The sequence below is a fragment of the Xenorhabdus sp. PB61.4 genome (assembly GCF_963894935.1).
Lineage (GTDB): Bacteria > Pseudomonadota > Gammaproteobacteria > Enterobacterales > Enterobacteriaceae > Xenorhabdus > Xenorhabdus stockiae.
In genome coordinates this window covers 1-15,347 of record NZ_CAWQJR010000007.1, presented here as the reverse complement: position 1 = coordinate 15,347, position 15,347 = coordinate 1, and the positions used below count along the sequence as shown (strand labels likewise).

At 43.7% G+C, this 15,347-nt stretch carries 14 protein-coding genes; 12 read left to right on the top strand and 2 right to left on the bottom strand.

What is annotated here, in order from left to right; genetic code table 11:
- The first annotated feature begins 416 nt into the window (after nt 1-416).
- The 12 genes from flhD (at nt 417) to cheZ (ending at nt 12,860) form a co-directional block, all read left to right on the top strand.
- Entirely contained in the window at nt 417-767 is a 351-nt protein-coding gene (gene flhD, locus AACX68_RS01190) for a flagellar transcriptional regulator FlhD (RefSeq protein ID WP_086956238.1), read from the top strand.
- A 2-nt stretch (nt 768-769) separates the two neighbouring features.
- Nucleotides 770-1,351, top strand: a complete 582-nt coding sequence (gene flhC / locus AACX68_RS01185; protein WP_099111805.1) for a flagellar transcriptional regulator FlhC — start codon at nt 770-772, stop codon at nt 1,349-1,351.
- A gap of 134 nt (nt 1,352-1,485) precedes the next feature.
- Nucleotides 1,486-2,367, top strand: coding sequence for a flagellar motor stator protein MotA (gene motA / locus AACX68_RS01180; RefSeq protein ID WP_099125089.1), 882 nt, complete (start codon nt 1,486-1,488; stop codon nt 2,365-2,367).
- A gap of 2 nt (nt 2,368-2,369) precedes the next feature.
- Nucleotides 2,370-3,371: a flagellar motor protein MotB gene (gene motB / locus AACX68_RS01175; protein ID WP_228860357.1), complete on the top strand. Its 1,002-nt coding sequence runs from the start codon at nt 2,370-2,372 to the stop codon at nt 3,369-3,371.
- Between the two features lie 6 nt (nt 3,372-3,377).
- Complete coding sequence (cheA, locus tag AACX68_RS01170) at nt 3,378-5,576, top strand: chemotaxis protein CheA (protein ID WP_228860356.1); 2,199 nt, start codon at nt 3,378-3,380, stop codon at nt 5,574-5,576.
- Nucleotides 5,577-5,648: 72 nt separating this feature from the next.
- Nucleotides 5,649-6,146 (top strand): chemotaxis protein CheW, encoded by a 498-nt coding sequence (gene cheW / locus AACX68_RS01165; protein WP_099111801.1) that lies wholly within the window; start codon nt 5,649-5,651, stop codon nt 6,144-6,146.
- A gap of 185 nt (nt 6,147-6,331) precedes the next feature.
- The gene (locus tag AACX68_RS01160; protein WP_228860355.1) at nt 6,332-8,035 is read left to right on the top strand and encodes a methyl-accepting chemotaxis protein; all 1,704 of its coding nucleotides are present in this window, start codon (nt 6,332-6,334) and stop codon (nt 8,033-8,035) included.
- Nucleotides 8,036-8,090: 55 nt separating this feature from the next.
- On the top strand, nt 8,091-9,713 hold the full coding sequence (locus AACX68_RS01155; protein WP_228860354.1) for a methyl-accepting chemotaxis protein: 1,623 nt from the start codon (nt 8,091-8,093) through the stop codon (nt 9,711-9,713).
- 15 nt (nt 9,714-9,728) lie between these two features.
- Nucleotides 9,729-10,616, top strand: a complete 888-nt coding sequence (gene cheR / locus AACX68_RS01150; protein WP_099111798.1) for a protein-glutamate O-methyltransferase CheR — start codon at nt 9,729-9,731, stop codon at nt 10,614-10,616.
- Nucleotides 10,609-11,661 carry a protein-glutamate methylesterase/protein-glutamine glutaminase gene (locus AACX68_RS01145; protein WP_228860353.1) on the top strand — a complete coding sequence of 351 codons (1,053 nt, stop codon included), beginning with the start codon at nt 10,609-10,611 and terminating at the stop codon, nt 11,659-11,661. The genes cheR and AACX68_RS01145 overlap by 8 nt, the downstream gene beginning before the upstream one ends.
- Before the next feature lie 140 nt (nt 11,662-11,801).
- Complete coding sequence (gene cheY, locus AACX68_RS01140) at nt 11,802-12,191, top strand: chemotaxis response regulator CheY (protein ID WP_099111796.1); 390 nt, start codon at nt 11,802-11,804, stop codon at nt 12,189-12,191.
- A 9-nt stretch (nt 12,192-12,200) separates the two neighbouring features.
- Nucleotides 12,201-12,860: a protein phosphatase CheZ gene (cheZ, locus tag AACX68_RS01135; protein WP_099120482.1), complete on the top strand. Its 660-nt coding sequence runs from the start codon at nt 12,201-12,203 to the stop codon at nt 12,858-12,860.
- Nucleotides 12,861-12,977: 117 nt separating this feature from the next.
- Here cheZ and AACX68_RS01130 read toward each other — a convergent pair whose 3' ends face one another.
- The gene (locus AACX68_RS01130) at nt 12,978-14,003 is read right to left on the bottom strand and encodes a hypothetical protein (RefSeq protein ID WP_228860352.1); all 1,026 of its coding nucleotides are present in this window, start codon (nt 14,001-14,003) and stop codon (nt 12,978-12,980) included.
- Between the two features lie 298 nt (nt 14,004-14,301).
- The gene (locus AACX68_RS01125) at nt 14,302-15,306 is read right to left on the bottom strand and encodes a hypothetical protein (protein ID WP_228860351.1); all 1,005 of its coding nucleotides are present in this window, start codon (nt 15,304-15,306) and stop codon (nt 14,302-14,304) included.
- Nucleotides 15,307-15,347 lie beyond the last annotated feature (41 nt).

Below are 15,347 nucleotides of genomic sequence, written 5' to 3'. Positions count from 1 at the left end.
ATTAATTGTGGACTATTTTGTCTTTTCAGTTGCTTGAATAGTTAATGAGCTAGAATCATAATAAAAAATGTCAGTTTTGTGATGCATGTCACATAGTATTTAAAATGACATATATTCTCCGTTGTATAAGTTGATGATTCAGGAGTAAAGTTAATTAGTATTAAGAATATTCTTAATCAATTGTGGCAAGTTCATTATCCAGATGACGCAATAATACTTTTACAATCCATTACCGAAATATTTTAGAAATTGGGCGATCCCAAGAGTAATACAAAGGACAGTTACTGCTCTGGCTAAAGATGTATATTTCAGTTATGTCGGAGATTATTGAATCTCATGCTACTGGTAATTTTGTCGTGAGTGATTCTTTGATCACTTAATTGATTTTTTCATGTAATCGGACGGGATATATAGAAATGAGTACGGTTGAATTGCTCAAACATATTTATGACATAAATTTATCGTATTTGCTTTTAGCACAACGGCTAATTAACCATGAGAAAGCGTCTGCGATGTTCCGTTTAGGTATTAGTGAATCGATGGCTGATACGTTGGCCGAGCTGACATTGCCTCAGTTAGTAAAATTAGCTGAAACCAACCAACTGATTTGCCATTTTCGGTTTGAAGATCACGAAACCGTACAGCAGCTGACGAAGGAATCGCGGGTGGACGATCTACAGCAAATTCATACAGGTATTTTGTTGTCCACTCATCTTTTTCAGCAGTTGTCCGCGCAGGATGACACTTCAATGAAGAAAAGAGCATAAAGATGGCTGAAAAAAGTATTGTCCAAGAAGCTAAAGATATTCAGCTGGCAATGGAGCTCATCACTTTAGGCGCACGCTTACAGATGCTTGAAAGTGAAACGCAGTTAAGCAGAGGAAGGTTGATCAGGCTGTATAAAGAGTTGCGGGGAAGTCCCCCGCCTAAAGGGATGCTTCCCTTTTCAACGGATTGGTTTATGACGTGGGAACAGAATATTCATTCTTCCATGTTCTATAATGCTTACCGTTTCCTGTTGAAAAGTGGGCACTGTGCAGGTGTTGAGGCTGTAGTTAAGTCTTATAGGCTTTATCTTGAGCAATGCCCTCCGTCTGACGGAGATGCGCCCGTTTTAGCTCTGACCCGGGCCTGGACACTCATACGTTTTGTCGATAGTGGGATGTTGCAGCCAACTGAGTGTCGCTGTTGTGGTGGGACTTTTATCACACACGCACATCAGCCGGTCAACAGCTTTGTTTGTAGTCTTTGCCAACCGCCTTCAAGGGCGGTAAAAAAACGTAAACTTTCCGCGCAACCTGCCGATACTAATTCACAACTGCTGGATGGATTTGCTCAGCAAGCTATGTGAATTTAAATGGGAAAGTGAAAACTTAGGTTACAGGTTTTGGTCATTCTGGCCTGTAATCTACAATCCTCCTCTTCATTTATTAATTCTCCCTGTTCAAATCCCATCTGCTCACCAACTTAGCTAAAGGATATCGCGTGTTAGTACTTTTAGGATATATCGTGGTTTTTGGTGCGGTGATTGGAGGCTATCTGCTTGTCGGTGGCCACATGGGCGCACTTTATCAGCCAGCGGAATTTTTGATTATCGCAGGTGCGGGTATTGGGGCTTTTATCGTGGGCAACAATGGTAAGGCGATAAAGGCGACATTGCGTGTTTTACCAAAAATATTGCGTAGATCAAAATACAATAAAGCGATGTACATGGATCTGATGGCTTTGCAGTTCCGTCTTTTATCCAAATCCCGCCAGCATGGGCTTTTGTCTCTTGAGCGTGATATTGAGAATCCGCAACAAAGTGACATCTTCACACAGTATCCCCGTTTACTACAAGATCCTTACCTGATGAACTTCATCACGGATTATATGCGCTTGATCGTCAGCGGCAATATGAACCCACATGAGATCGAAGCCCTGATGGATGAAGAGATCGAGACTTATGAGCAGGAAAGTGAAGTCCCTGCGACCAGTCTGGCAATGGTGGGGGATTCATTACCAGCATTTGGTATCGTTGCAGCTGTGATGGGGGTTGTTAATGCACTGGGTTCGGCAGACAGACCAGCAGGTGAACTTGGCGTATTGATTGCTCATGCAATGGTAGGGACATTCCTCGGGATCTTGCTGGCTTACGGTTTTGTGTCTCCACTGGCAACGTTGTTGCGTCAGCGCAGCAGCGAGCAGATAAAAATGATGCAGTGTATCAAAGTGACTCTGCTTTCCAGCCTGAATGGTTATGCTCCACAAATTGCGGTTGAGTTTGGTCGCAAAACATTATTCCTCACAGATCGTCCTTCATTTACAGAACTTGAAGAGCATGTTCGCAGGGTTAAAGCCCCCGTACAACAAGAAGCTGAAGAATAATTATGAGAGCGAATAATGTTACTGTCGTCAGAGTAAAAAAGCGCAAAAAACATGGCCAGCCCCATCATGGTGGGTCATGGAAAATTGCCTATGCCGATTTTATGACTGCAATGATGGCATTTTTTCTGGTTATGTGGCTGATATCGATTGCCAGCCCGCAGGAATTAACCAGCATTGCCGAATATTTTCGTACTCCCTTGCAGGTTGCAATAAACAAGGGTCAGCAAAGTAGTGATACAACAAATCCAATCCCGGGGGGAGGGGATGATGTTTTCCAGCAGGATGGAGAAGTCTTCCGCCAAACCAAACAGGTTGAAGTCAGTGAAGATCGCCGTCGTCTGGATCGGTTACGTCAGCAACTCGATCAGTTGATCATCACCGATCCTCGTCTTAAAGCACTACGTCCTCATTTATTGATTGACATGATGGATGAAGGTTTACGTATTCAGATCATCGACCGGGAAAATCGTCCGATGTTCATGATTGGTAGTGCGAAAGTCGAAAACCACATGAGTGATATTTTGCAGGCGATTGCGCCGATCTTAAATAGTATTCCAAATAAGGTCAGCCTGTCGGGTCATACTGATAATCTGCAATATATCAGTGGACAGCGTGGTTACAGTAACTGGGAACTGTCTTCAGACAGGGCGAATGCATCAAGACGGGAACTGCTAACTGGTGGTCTGGATGAATCCAAAATTATGCGAGTTGTTGGAATGGCATCCACCGTCAGTATGCAGAAGGGAATTCCCGCTGATGCTCCTGTCAATCGCCGTATCAGTATTATTGTTCTGAATAAAGAAGCAGAACAACGGATTGAGCAGGAAAACAGTGGCGGTAACGCCATGACCGCTAACAGTAGTATGGATATACAAGAAGTCATCAGAATGGATTCGAATGAGGGAACGCCTTCTCAGCAACCCACCGGACAATCCAATGAAATCACTGTGCCGGAGCAGACAAATATTGAACCGGCAAGTGATCCTAATAAGGTGACAGAGTAAGTAACGATGGATATTACCGCGTTTTATCAGACTTTTTTTGATGAGGCAGATGAACTATTGGCGGATATGGAGCAGCATTTATTGCTGCTTGATGCCGATGAGCCTGACCATGAACAGCTGAATGCCATTTTTCGCAGCGCCCACTCAATTAAAGGGGGCGCTGCGACTTTTGGTTTTTCCAAACTGCAACAAACCACGCATGTTTTAGAGAATCTGCTGGATAGTGCCAGACGTGACGAAATACGCCTGACAACTGACATTATCAACCTGTTTTTAGAAGCGAAAGATATTATGCAGCAACAACTGGATGCCTATAAAAGTTCTCAGGAGCCAGATGAAGATACATTCAATTATATCTGCGAAACATTGCGCCAACTTGCATTAGAGTTACAGGAAGAGCAGCAGAATATCGCTGATTCTGCTGAATCATCTGAATTTGAACCTGTAACGGAAGAGATTATTCAGCATGTGGCAGAAATTCAGGAAAAGCAGGAAGAACACGCAGTACCTGTAGAACAGCCTGAAGAAAAAAATCTTCCGACGACAACTCCAGCTTCGGCCACAGAACAGGGACGGATCCGTGTTCACCTATCCGGGCTGAAAGAGCGTGAAGTTGCTTTGATGAAAGATGAATTGGGGCATCTTGGTGAAATTTATGATGTCGAACAGACAACAGATAGCCTTGAAGCCTCTTTAGTTACCTCTGCAACAGAAGATGATATTACCGCAGTATTGTGTTTTGTGGTTGAGCCAGAACAAATAACCTTCTTGCCTGTAGTGGAGTATCAGCAGGTTGAAGTAAAAACAGAAGAAAGTACGACTCAGCCTACGGAACAGGAAACTTCGGTAACGGCTAATACAACAGACTCCACTCCTGATGTGGAAAAGGAATTGGCCCAACTGCTAGCGTCACCGTCGGCTGATACCAGGAAAAAAACTGATGTTACTGAAGCTGGTCGCCCGGCCCCGCGTCCGATGGCGGGTTCTCCGCGTCAGCGTGTAGAGTCTTCCAGTATTCGTGTAGCCGTTGAGAAAGTCGATCAGCTTATTAATCTGGTGGGTGAGTTAGTTATTACCCAATCTATGCTGGCACAGCACTGTGATGCTCTGGAACCGACAATACACAGCGAATTGCTGAGTTGTATGGCGCAATTGCAGCGAAATTCCCGTGATTTGCAGGAATCTGTTATGTCGATCCGGATGATGCCGATGGAATATGTATTCAGTCGTTATCCACGTCTGGTGCGGGATCTTGCGGGTAAGCTGAACAAAAAAGTGGAACTGACATTAATTGGTAGTTCCACTGAACTGGATAAGAGCCTGATCGAACGCATTATCGACCCACTGACGCATCTAGTCCGTAATAGCCTTGATCATGGTATCGAAACGCCGGAAAAACGTCTCGCCGCGGGTAAATCGGAAACAGGTAATCTGACACTGGCTGCTGAGCATCAGGGCGGCAATATCTGCATTGAAGTTATTGACGATGGTGCGGGACTGAATCGCGAGAAGATCTTAGCCAAAGCTCAGTCTCAGGGGTTGGCGGTCAATGAAAACATGAGTAATGAAGAAGTTGCCATGCTGATCTTCGCACCCGGCTTTTCTACCGCAGAAATTGTCACAGATGTTTCTGGGCGTGGTGTGGGTATGGATGTGGTTAAACGCAACATTCAGGATATGGGCGGACAGATCCAAATTAATTTTCAGGAAGGGAAGGGGACAGTTATCCGTATTCTGCTGCCACTGACCTTGGCGATATTGGATGGCATGTCTGTCAAAGTGAATGATGAAGTCTTCATTTTACCTCTGAGTGCTGTGGTCAGTTCCTTACAGCCGCAGGAGGAAGATATTTATCCACTGGCGGGAGATGAAAAACTATTGCAGGTGCGTGGTGAATATCTGCCATTGCTGGAACTGTATCGGATATTTGACATTCCGGGCGCAGAAACAGCACCGACGAAAGGCATTGCGGTGATTGTGCAGAGTGCGGGACGCCGTTATGCATTGCTGGTCGATAAACTGGTTGGGCAGCATCAGGTTGTTGTTAAAAATATCGAAAGCAACTATCGCAAAGTACCGGGTATTTCCGCTGCCACGATTATGGGCGATGGCAGTGTTGCTCTGATTATTGATATTCCTGCTTTGCAGAAACTTAACCATGAACAGTTAGCCGTGCGTAAGGCAGAATTTGCAAACAAAAAATAACCATTTTTTGTCATACCCGATGGATATATATCCAAAGATTTAAGTCACACACAATAGATAGAAGGTAACACAATGGCAGCCATAGACGAATTCAGTAAGTTATCAGGAGAAACAGCCGGAAAGGAATATCTGGTTTTCACTCTGGGTGATGAAGAGTATGGAATTGAAATACTGAAAGTGCAGGAAATCCGTGGTTATGATCAGGTCACCCGCATTGCCAATACGCCTGCTTTTATCAAAGGTATCACCAACCTGCGTGGTGTAATTGTACCTATTATTGACTTGCGGATTAAATTTTCTCAGGAAGATGTGACTTACAATGATAACACCGTGGTCATCATCCTGAATCTGCTTAACCGCGTTGTCGGGATTGTTGTTGATGGTGTATCCGATGTGCTCTCTCTGAAAGATGATCAAATCTGTCCTGCCCCGGAATTTGCCGTCACACTGTCAACAGAGTATCTGACCGGACTGGGCTCCATTGAAGAGCGTATGCTGATTTTGGTCGATATTGAAAAACTGCTCAACAGTGAAGAAATGGCGCTGGTGGATTCTGTCGCCAAAGAGTGATATTTCAGGGCTGCCATTCTCTTAAACATAAAGAGAGTCACGGAAAATAACAGCGTGAAAAGGCAGCCCGTTTTTGTTGTAGATCAAAAAAATGCAGTAAAAACTCAATTTTTTGTATTACGCATAAAGTTCCCTTTAAGGATGCCGATAACACTGGCATAGCAATTTATTACACAAGGGAAGTCATGTTTAACCGAATGAAAATAGTGACGGGGCTAATCTCAGTCATAATCTTATTTGGTGCTCTGCAATTTATGTCTAGCGGCCTGTTTTTTAATTCCATAAAAAATGATACCAAGGCCTTTGATACGCTGGATGAACTGCGGCAGCGGCAAAAATTACTTGATGAAAGCTGGATCAATCTGTTGCAGGCCCGTAATAACCTGAACCGTGTTGGCATCGTCTACATCATGCAAATAAACGGTGGTGAGAGCGAATACAAAATTGATGATATTTTAGCAGAGGCTAAGGTTAATTTATCCCGTGCAGAACGCAGTTTTCAGCAATTTGAACAAATGCCGAACTTGTCTATACGCGATCCAGAGCGTATGCAGCGTTTGAAACAAACTCATAGTGTCTATATCAATGCACTTAAAGAGCTGGATGTATTGCTGGCCAAAAAAGAGTTTAAAGCATTTTTTGCCCAGCCAACTACCATGTATCAGAACGCATTTGATACTGAATATCTCTTCTATCTGGGTCAGAATGAAAAACTGTATGAGCAGGTATCAGATGATGCTGATATAGCCTACCGTAACGTCATTATTAGCCTGATTTTTGTCTTTGTGCTGTTAATCGGTGTAATGACCGTGAGTTGGATTGGTTTACGCAAAGCATTAATCGATCCACTGAATAACCTGTTGGATTCTATTAAAGCCTTCTCAAGAGGTGACTTGACCAGAAAGATTGATGTCTCCGGTAATAATGAAATGGGGGTGTTGTCAGTTGGTCTTAAGCACATGCAGGAAGAGCTGATCAATACCGTCAGAAGTGTTCATCACAGCACCGAAACCATCTATACCGGCACCAGCGAAATTGCTGCGGGTAACAATGATCTCTCTGCCCGTACTGAGCAGCAGGTTGCTTCACTGGAAGAAACTGCGGCCAGCATGGAAGAACTCACCGCAACCGTAAAACAGAATGCTGATAACGCCCGTCAGGCCAGTAATCTTGCTGATAATGCCTCCGAAATTGCCCGTAAGGGTGGCAAAGTGGTGGCGAACGTTGTGCAAACCATGCACGAAATTGCTGACAGTTCGCGCAAAATTTCAGATATCACCGGTGTGATTGATGCTATCGCTTTCCAGACCAATATTCTTGCTCTTAACGCAGCGGTAGAAGCCGCCCGTGCAGGTGAACACGGACGGGGGTTTGCCGTAGTTGCCGGAGAAGTCCGCAATCTGGCACAGCGTAGTGCCGAAGCTGCAAAAGAGATCAAATCACTGATTGAAGACTCTGTCAGCCGTACTGATACAGGGTCTGAGCTGGTGGAAAGTGCGGGTGAGACAATGAACAACATTGTCAACTCAGTGACCCGTGTAACTGACATTATGGGTGAAATTGCCTCAGCATCTGATGAGCAGAGCAGGGGAATCACCCAGGTTGGTGTTGCTATCTCTGAAATGGACAGAGTGACACAGCAGAACGCATCATTGGTCGAACAGTCTGCGGCAGCCGCAGCAGCTCTGGAAGAGCAGGCCATGATCCTGACCAAAGCTGTGGCAATATTTCAGTTACCGGAGCAGGCAGACAGGAAGCTGCCTGAAAAAAGAAAACATGAAGTTTTATCGACGAGAAAATCGCCGACCCCTCCAGCTAATAAAACGAATCCTCCCGTGCTGAAGAAAGGCAGTGACGTGGAAGACCCATCTAATTGGGAAACATTCTAAAAAATAATAGCGATAACTACGGCTGCATTATGCAGCCGTTCAACGAGGTGATTACATGTTAGGCAGGCTTCGCATATCAACCAGTTTGTATCTATTACTGATGATGTTTTGTATTATGCAAATGATTTCCAGTGGTCTATCGCTGGGAATTATTTATACAGATCAGTCATATATCGAAAGAATTGATTTGGGAACTCAGCGCAGGGATAGCCTGGGCGTGAGTTGGACTGCATTATTGCAAACGCGTAACACTCTGAACAAAATCGCAATTGCTCAAAAAGTAGGGCAACCCAAAGAACAAATCGATGCAATGGAAGCATTGCTCAAACATTCATTAAGTGAAGCAGAAAGAAGCTTTAATCAATTTAATTCTTTACCTCAGGTAGGAAAGAATGAAAGAAGGGATGGTCTATTAACTGACCTTGATCGCGCTTATAGGGACTATTTCAGTGCTCTGAAAGAGATGAAAGAATTTCTTTATGGCGGCGATTTTCAGGCTTTTCTTGACCAGCCGACAGAAGAATATCAGCTCAAAATGGAGCTTGCATATAAACATTATATGCAATACCTCAACAAGAATATTGAAGATACGGTAGAGAATGCAGCGTTCTACTATAAAGTTGCTATTGCCATGTTCTTTGGTTCCATTCTGATGGTGTTTATTGTTGCTATCGCAGCTCACTGGTGGCTGAAACGTAACCTGCTCAGGCCTTTTGACAATATGAGAGCCTGTTTTCAGGATGTGGCAGAAGGACGGCTGGATAAAGAAGTTGCTGTTACCACTGATGATGAAATCGGCGATATATTCAGAAAACTACGCGATATGCAGAGATCGCTGATTAAATCCATATCATCGGTGCGGGATAATACTAATCAGATGTATATCGGCATTCAGGAAATTACGCAGGGTAATACTGATTTATCCTCACGTACTGAAGAACAGGCCGCCTCTCTGGAAGAAACAGCAGCCAGTATGGAACAGCTGACCGTCACCGTTAAACAGAATGCAGAACATGCCCGTCAGGCCAGCGCCCTTGCAGTTGCCGCTTCTCAGACCGCAACCAAAGGCGGAGAACAGACCAGCAGTGTCGTTGCGACAATGGATGAAATTGCCAATAGTTCGAAGAAAATCAGTGCAATTATCAGCGTGATTGATGGTATTGCTTTCCAGACCAATATTCTGGCACTGAACGCAGCGGTTGAAGCAGCACGTGCCGGCGAGCAGGGCAGAGGGTTCTCTGTGGTTGCCGGAGAAGTACGTGATCTGGCGCAACGCAGTGCTGAAGCGGCAAAAGAGATCAAAATTCTGATTGATGAATCTGTTCACCGTGTTAATCAAGGTTCAGAGCTGGTGAATCATGCCGGACAAACTATGGATGAGCTGGTCAGGTCGGTCAATCAGGTGACTGATCTGATGACTGAAATTGCGGCGGCTTCCGATGAACAAAGTCGTGGTATTCATCAGGTGGCTCAGGCTGTGAGCCAGATGGATCAGGTCACTCAGCAAAATGCCGCATTAGTGGAGCAATCCGCTGCTGCCGCATCTGCGCTTGAAGATAAAGCAGATACATTGGTGAGAACCGTTGCTCAATTTGAACTGCCAAAAATGTCAGAATATGAGCACAACCATCAGGGATATACTGCATCAAAAATGACCGATGAGTATGCTGTAAATTAAGTACGCTGAGGTCAGATGAAATCCAACTTAACGGCTTCAAATACTGAAGCCACTGTACCGCTGAACTTTATGTTTCAGCGGCATACATTGTCGGATGCGCATTTTGAGCGTATCTGCCAATTTATTTACCAGCGGGCCGGTATTGTACTGGCAAAAAATAAACGAGAAATGGTTTACAACCGTCTGGTCAGGCGATTGCGTGTTCTGGGATTTAATGATTTTGGTCAATATCTGTCGATTCTGGAACAGAACAGTCATAGCAAGGAATGGGAATTATTCGTTAATGCCCTGACAACTAATCTCACTGCGTTTTTCAGGGAAGCCCACCATTTTCCGATTCTTGCGGCACATGCCGGCAAAAAAAACGGGGGGACTTACCGTGTCTGGAGCGCAGCGGCTTCCACCGGAGAAGAGCCGTATTCCATCGCCATGACGTTATGTGATGCGTTAGGGCATCGTTCAAACCGGATAAAAATCATTGCCAGTGATATTGATACTCAGGTACTGGAAAAAGCCCGTCAGGGAATTTATCGATTAGATGAACTACAGCATCTGAGTGACAGTCAAAAGAAAAAATACTTTTTCAAAGGTGTTGGTTTTTATGAAGGATATGCCAGAGTTCGTCCGGTGCTGACTGAAATGGTCAGCTTTCAGCATCTGAATTTACTGGATTCTGAGTGGGCGCTTGAAGGTAAATTTGATGCGATTTTTTGTCGTAATGTCATGATTTATTTTGATAAAAAAACGCAGGAAAGAATTTTACGACATTTTGTCAATTTCTTAAAACCAGATGGTCTGCTCTTTGCCGGGCATTCCGAGAACGTTACTCAAATTAGCCGAGAGTTCTACTTGCAGGGACAGACCGTTTACGGTGTAGGTCAGGCAAGGAGGGGTCATGAATAAAATAACAGTTCTTTGTGTGGATGATTCGGCGCTGATGCGCCAAATCATGCGGGAAATTATCAATAGCCATCCTGACATGGAAGTTGTGGATTGTGCGCCTGATCCCTTTGTTGCCCGCGATTTAATCAAAAAGCATAACCCGCAGGTACTGACACTGGATGTCGAAATGCCACGGATGGACGGAATTGATTTTCTTGAAAAACTCATGCGATTGCGTCCTATGCCCGTAGTAATGGTTTCCTCCCTGACGGGAAAAGGTTCGGAAATCACATTAAAAGCACTGGAATTGGGCGCGGTGGATTTTGTGACCAAGCCGCAGTTGGGGATCCGTGAAGGAATGCTGGCCTATAGCGAGCTGATTGCTGAGAAAATCAGAGCGGCGGCGCAGGCAAAAGTCAGCACGATGAAACCTGTAGATAAAGTTGATGCTCCACTGAGTTTTAAGCCACTGTTATCCAGTGAAAAATTGATCGCGGTCGGGGCCTCTACCGGAGGGACTGAAGCAATTAAAAACCTGTTACAACCTTTGCCTATTACCAGCCCGGCACTCCTTATCACGCAGCATATGCCATCAGGTTTTACCCGCTCATTTGCCGAGCGGCTTAATAAACTGAGTCAGATTACTGTTAAAGAAGCGGAAGATGGTGAACGGGTTCTGCCGGGACATGCCTATATAGCGCCGGGAGATCGTCACATGGAACTGTGCCGTAGCGGTGCAAATTACCAAATCATGACCAGTAGTGCTCCACCGGTGAATCGTCATCGCCCTTCAGTCGATGTTTTGTTCCGATCCGTGGCCAAATATGCCGGGCGTAATGCGGTAGGGGTTATCCTGACTGGCATGGGAAGTGATGGTGCAGCGGGCTTACTGGAAATGAAAAAAGCGGGAGCTTATACACTGGCACAAAGTGAAGCGAGCTGCGTGGTCTTTGGTATGCCGAGGGCTGCGATCCAGCTGGGGGCTGTCGATGATGTGATGGATCTGCAAAAACTCAGCAGAACGATGCTGGCTAAAATCAGCACCGTGCAATCAGTTCGTATTTAATCGGGGCTGATTGAATTGAGTCATATTTAGGCCCGATGGATTTCAGATTACAGGATAGTAGCCTGAAAGATAAAGGGAATATTGAGTATTAACTTTTACAGCACGATGCTGTCGGATGAACAAAATTTCAAGGAGTTTTTATGGCAAGTAAGGATTTAAGATTTCTGGTAGTTGATGACTTTTCAACCATGCGTCGGATTGTGCGTAATTTGCTGAAAGAACTGGGATTTAACAATGTTGATGAAGCACAGGACGGAGCAGAAGCCCTGACAAAACTTCGGACGGCTGAATTTGATTTTGTGATTTCTGACTGGAACATGCCTAACATTGATGGCCTAGAGTTACTGAAAACAATTCGTAGTGACAGTGAACTGGCTGCTTTACCGGTTCTGATGGTAACGGCGGAAGCAAAGAAAGAAAATATCATTGCAGCTGCACAGGCCGGAGCCAGTGGTTATGTTGTGAAACCATTTACTGCAGCAATTTTGGAAGAAAAGCTCAACAAAATATTTGAAAAGTTGGGGCTCTAAGGAGACAAAATGAGTGAAAATCCAGTCATGCCTAGAAGAGATGAGGCGATTACAACCAGTGAAATAATCAGTCGTATCGGGCAGTTAACAAGAATGCTGCGAGATAGTCTGCGTGAACTGGGATTGGATCAAACCATTGCTCAGGCGGCTGAGGCGATCCCTGATGCGAGGGAACGATTGAATTACGTTGTCCAAATGACGGCACAGGCAGCAGAAAGAGTGTTGAATTGTGTTGAAGTGGCTCAGCCCCGCCAGAATGAATTAGAAGCTTCTGCAAAATCCCTGACCCAGCGCTGGGATGAGTGGTTTGCAAACCCGACTGATTTAGAACTGGCCGGGGCACGTTCTTTGGTCACGGACACGAGAAATTATCTCAGTCTCGTACCGGAACATGCTGCATTTACCAATGCCCAATTACTTGAAATCATGATGGCACAAGACTTTCAGGATCTCACCGGGCAGGTAATCAAACGGATGATGGAAGTCATTCAGGAACTGGAAAAACAACTGGTTATGGTATTAATGGAAAATATACCTTCTGATCAGATGGCCAAAACGAAAAAAGAGAATGACAGTCTTCTTAATGGCCCACAGGTCAACCAGGACGGGGTTGGCGTTATCGCCAACCAAGAACAGGTTGATGATTTACTGGATAGTTTAGGTTTTTGATAACGAGTGATAATACTTTAAAGAACACCCTATTAATGATTTGGCAGGCGACTTGCCTGCCAAAGCTTAATTTTCTCAGGACGTTGTTGTGTCGGTTTATTATTATTTCCTATTAAATCACTGTAATTGATAAATGGGTACCAGTGCCTCTGCTATAGGATAAAATACACGAGGCTTTTCTTTACAACTTTCCGAAGATACCACATTTCTTTTAGATTGAGATGGAGGAGAACCACCACATGAATTTTCCATACTAATAGCTGCTAATTCTAATTCTGTTGGAGTAATATCGCGATACACTATTCTCCGATTTAGCCGGGTAGCTAAAGTGCGAAAATATGACAGATTTGATGTCATTATAGGTATTCCGGCATCTGGTACTCCTCGAGGAAGCTGTGCTGTAAGTGCTGCGCTCATAACATCTCCCCTATCAGTATTTAATGGCCCTCCGTGAGTTTCAATACGTCTATGTTGTAAAATTGGATGAGTTAGGCCTAAAGTATGACCAAATTCATGAACCATAGTGAAATAAACTATCACATTCGCAATGTCCTGCTCTGAATATTTGCTAGATATCAGTGCTCGTAATGCGGTGAAGACTTCCTCAGAGAAATAAAATGTATTTGCTATAACTATTCCTGGATTCGTAAAATTCTTCACCGAATAATGAATTAGCATTTCATCGGGTAAAACGGGTGTTGTGTAAGCCAAATACCGGTTGGTAAGGGGGTGTGATGGATCCGTTACTGGTGGAGGTGGAACTAAATATTCCTCTTGTGCGTCATTAGCTCTGGAAATCCAACAGTCCACTTCACTCGGTGAACTCTGAGTAATTTCAGTAAGTTGAATCGGGATTTGGGCTGATCTCAAACGTCGATTCCATAGGTTTGCTGCATAGCGTATTAATGGTGCGGTATTAACAGTAAGAGCTCTTGCGCCAATATTAACTGTCACTTGCCCTATATGTTCATCTATTCTATATCTCAAATTATTATTAAAAAACCGTACAGGACTATAAACTTGATTATTAATAACATAAGAATAAACGTGCCTGTTTGGATTATTGCGAGCACTTGGGTCAAAATCATTATCTGCAAAAACACTATATGCTGTTAATAATAAAACGAATAAAAAATATTTCATTTGAGGCTCCATTATATTTTCTAATTTAGAATATTTGTGTTGGTAAAACAGTTATCAGTAACTCAGCTATAGAATGAAATATTATGTACATTTTTCTTTGATGAAAAAGGCGTCTACTATAATAACTGACCTCCTTTTTATAGCTCGGTGCTCTTATACACTTCGTCTTTCAAGTTGCCTCTTTGTTGGCTGCACACGTTCACCCCGGTCACATAGTTAGCTATGCTCTCAGGGATGAACTCCCTTGCCGCCGCGATGCATCTTGAAATCCATTGTGTATAGGTAACTTCAAGTAAAATCACAGTATTTGATAAATGGGTACCAGTGCCTCTGCTATAGGATAAAATACACGAGGTTTTTCTTTACAACTTTCCGAAAGTGCAACATTTATTTTCGATTGAGATGAATGTAAACCACCACATGCATTTTCGGTAGCTATAGCGTTTAGTTCTAATTCTGATGGTCCAATATCATCATAGTTTAATCTTCTACCTAATTGGTCATGTAAGCGTCCAAAATATCCATCGTCAGCCCCCATTAATGGTGTTCTGGCGTCTGGTGCTCCTCGGGGAACGAGAGCTGTAATTGACTCTCCATAAAAATGTCCAGCTTCTAGATCTATAGGGTCCTGATGAGACCATTCAAAATCCCTCATATTTTCATTTGGATGGTGTAGACCTAAAGCATGACCAATTTCATGAGACATAACATAATAAACTAGCATGTTTGCAATTTGTTGATCTCCAATGCCTGAAGGCAATGCATCCCTGAATATATTGAATTCTTCATCTGAGAAATACATCTGATCTGATACAACAATGCCTGAAATATTAAAAAGTGGGTATACGTAACGATTCATAATTTGATCTGGTAAGATTAAAGTTGTCAGAGCATGTATATTATGTTGTCGTAAAAAACCTTGCTGGTTATATTCTGGGTCTGTCTCTGCTCTGGATAACCAAAAATTAACTTCAGCCGGTGGGCCTTGAGGGACTTCAGTAAGGGTAATGGGGATACCCCTTTGGGCTAAGCGCCGTCGCCACATATCGAATGCATGACGTATTTCTGTTGCAGTATCAACAAGATAATGTCTTCCTCCATTAAAAACTGCAACCTGTCCTATATTACTTTCTATTAAATATCTTAGATGGTTATTGTAATATCGGGCTGGACTATAGACTTGATCATCAATGGCATAAGAGCAAGCATGCCTGTTCGGGTTTGTACGGGCAGCGGGATCATAATCCTGAGTAGCCAAAACATTAGATGCTGAGAATAATAGAATTAATAAAATATACTTCATCTTAGACTCTCTTAATTTTTAAATTAAAAAGTATTTATATT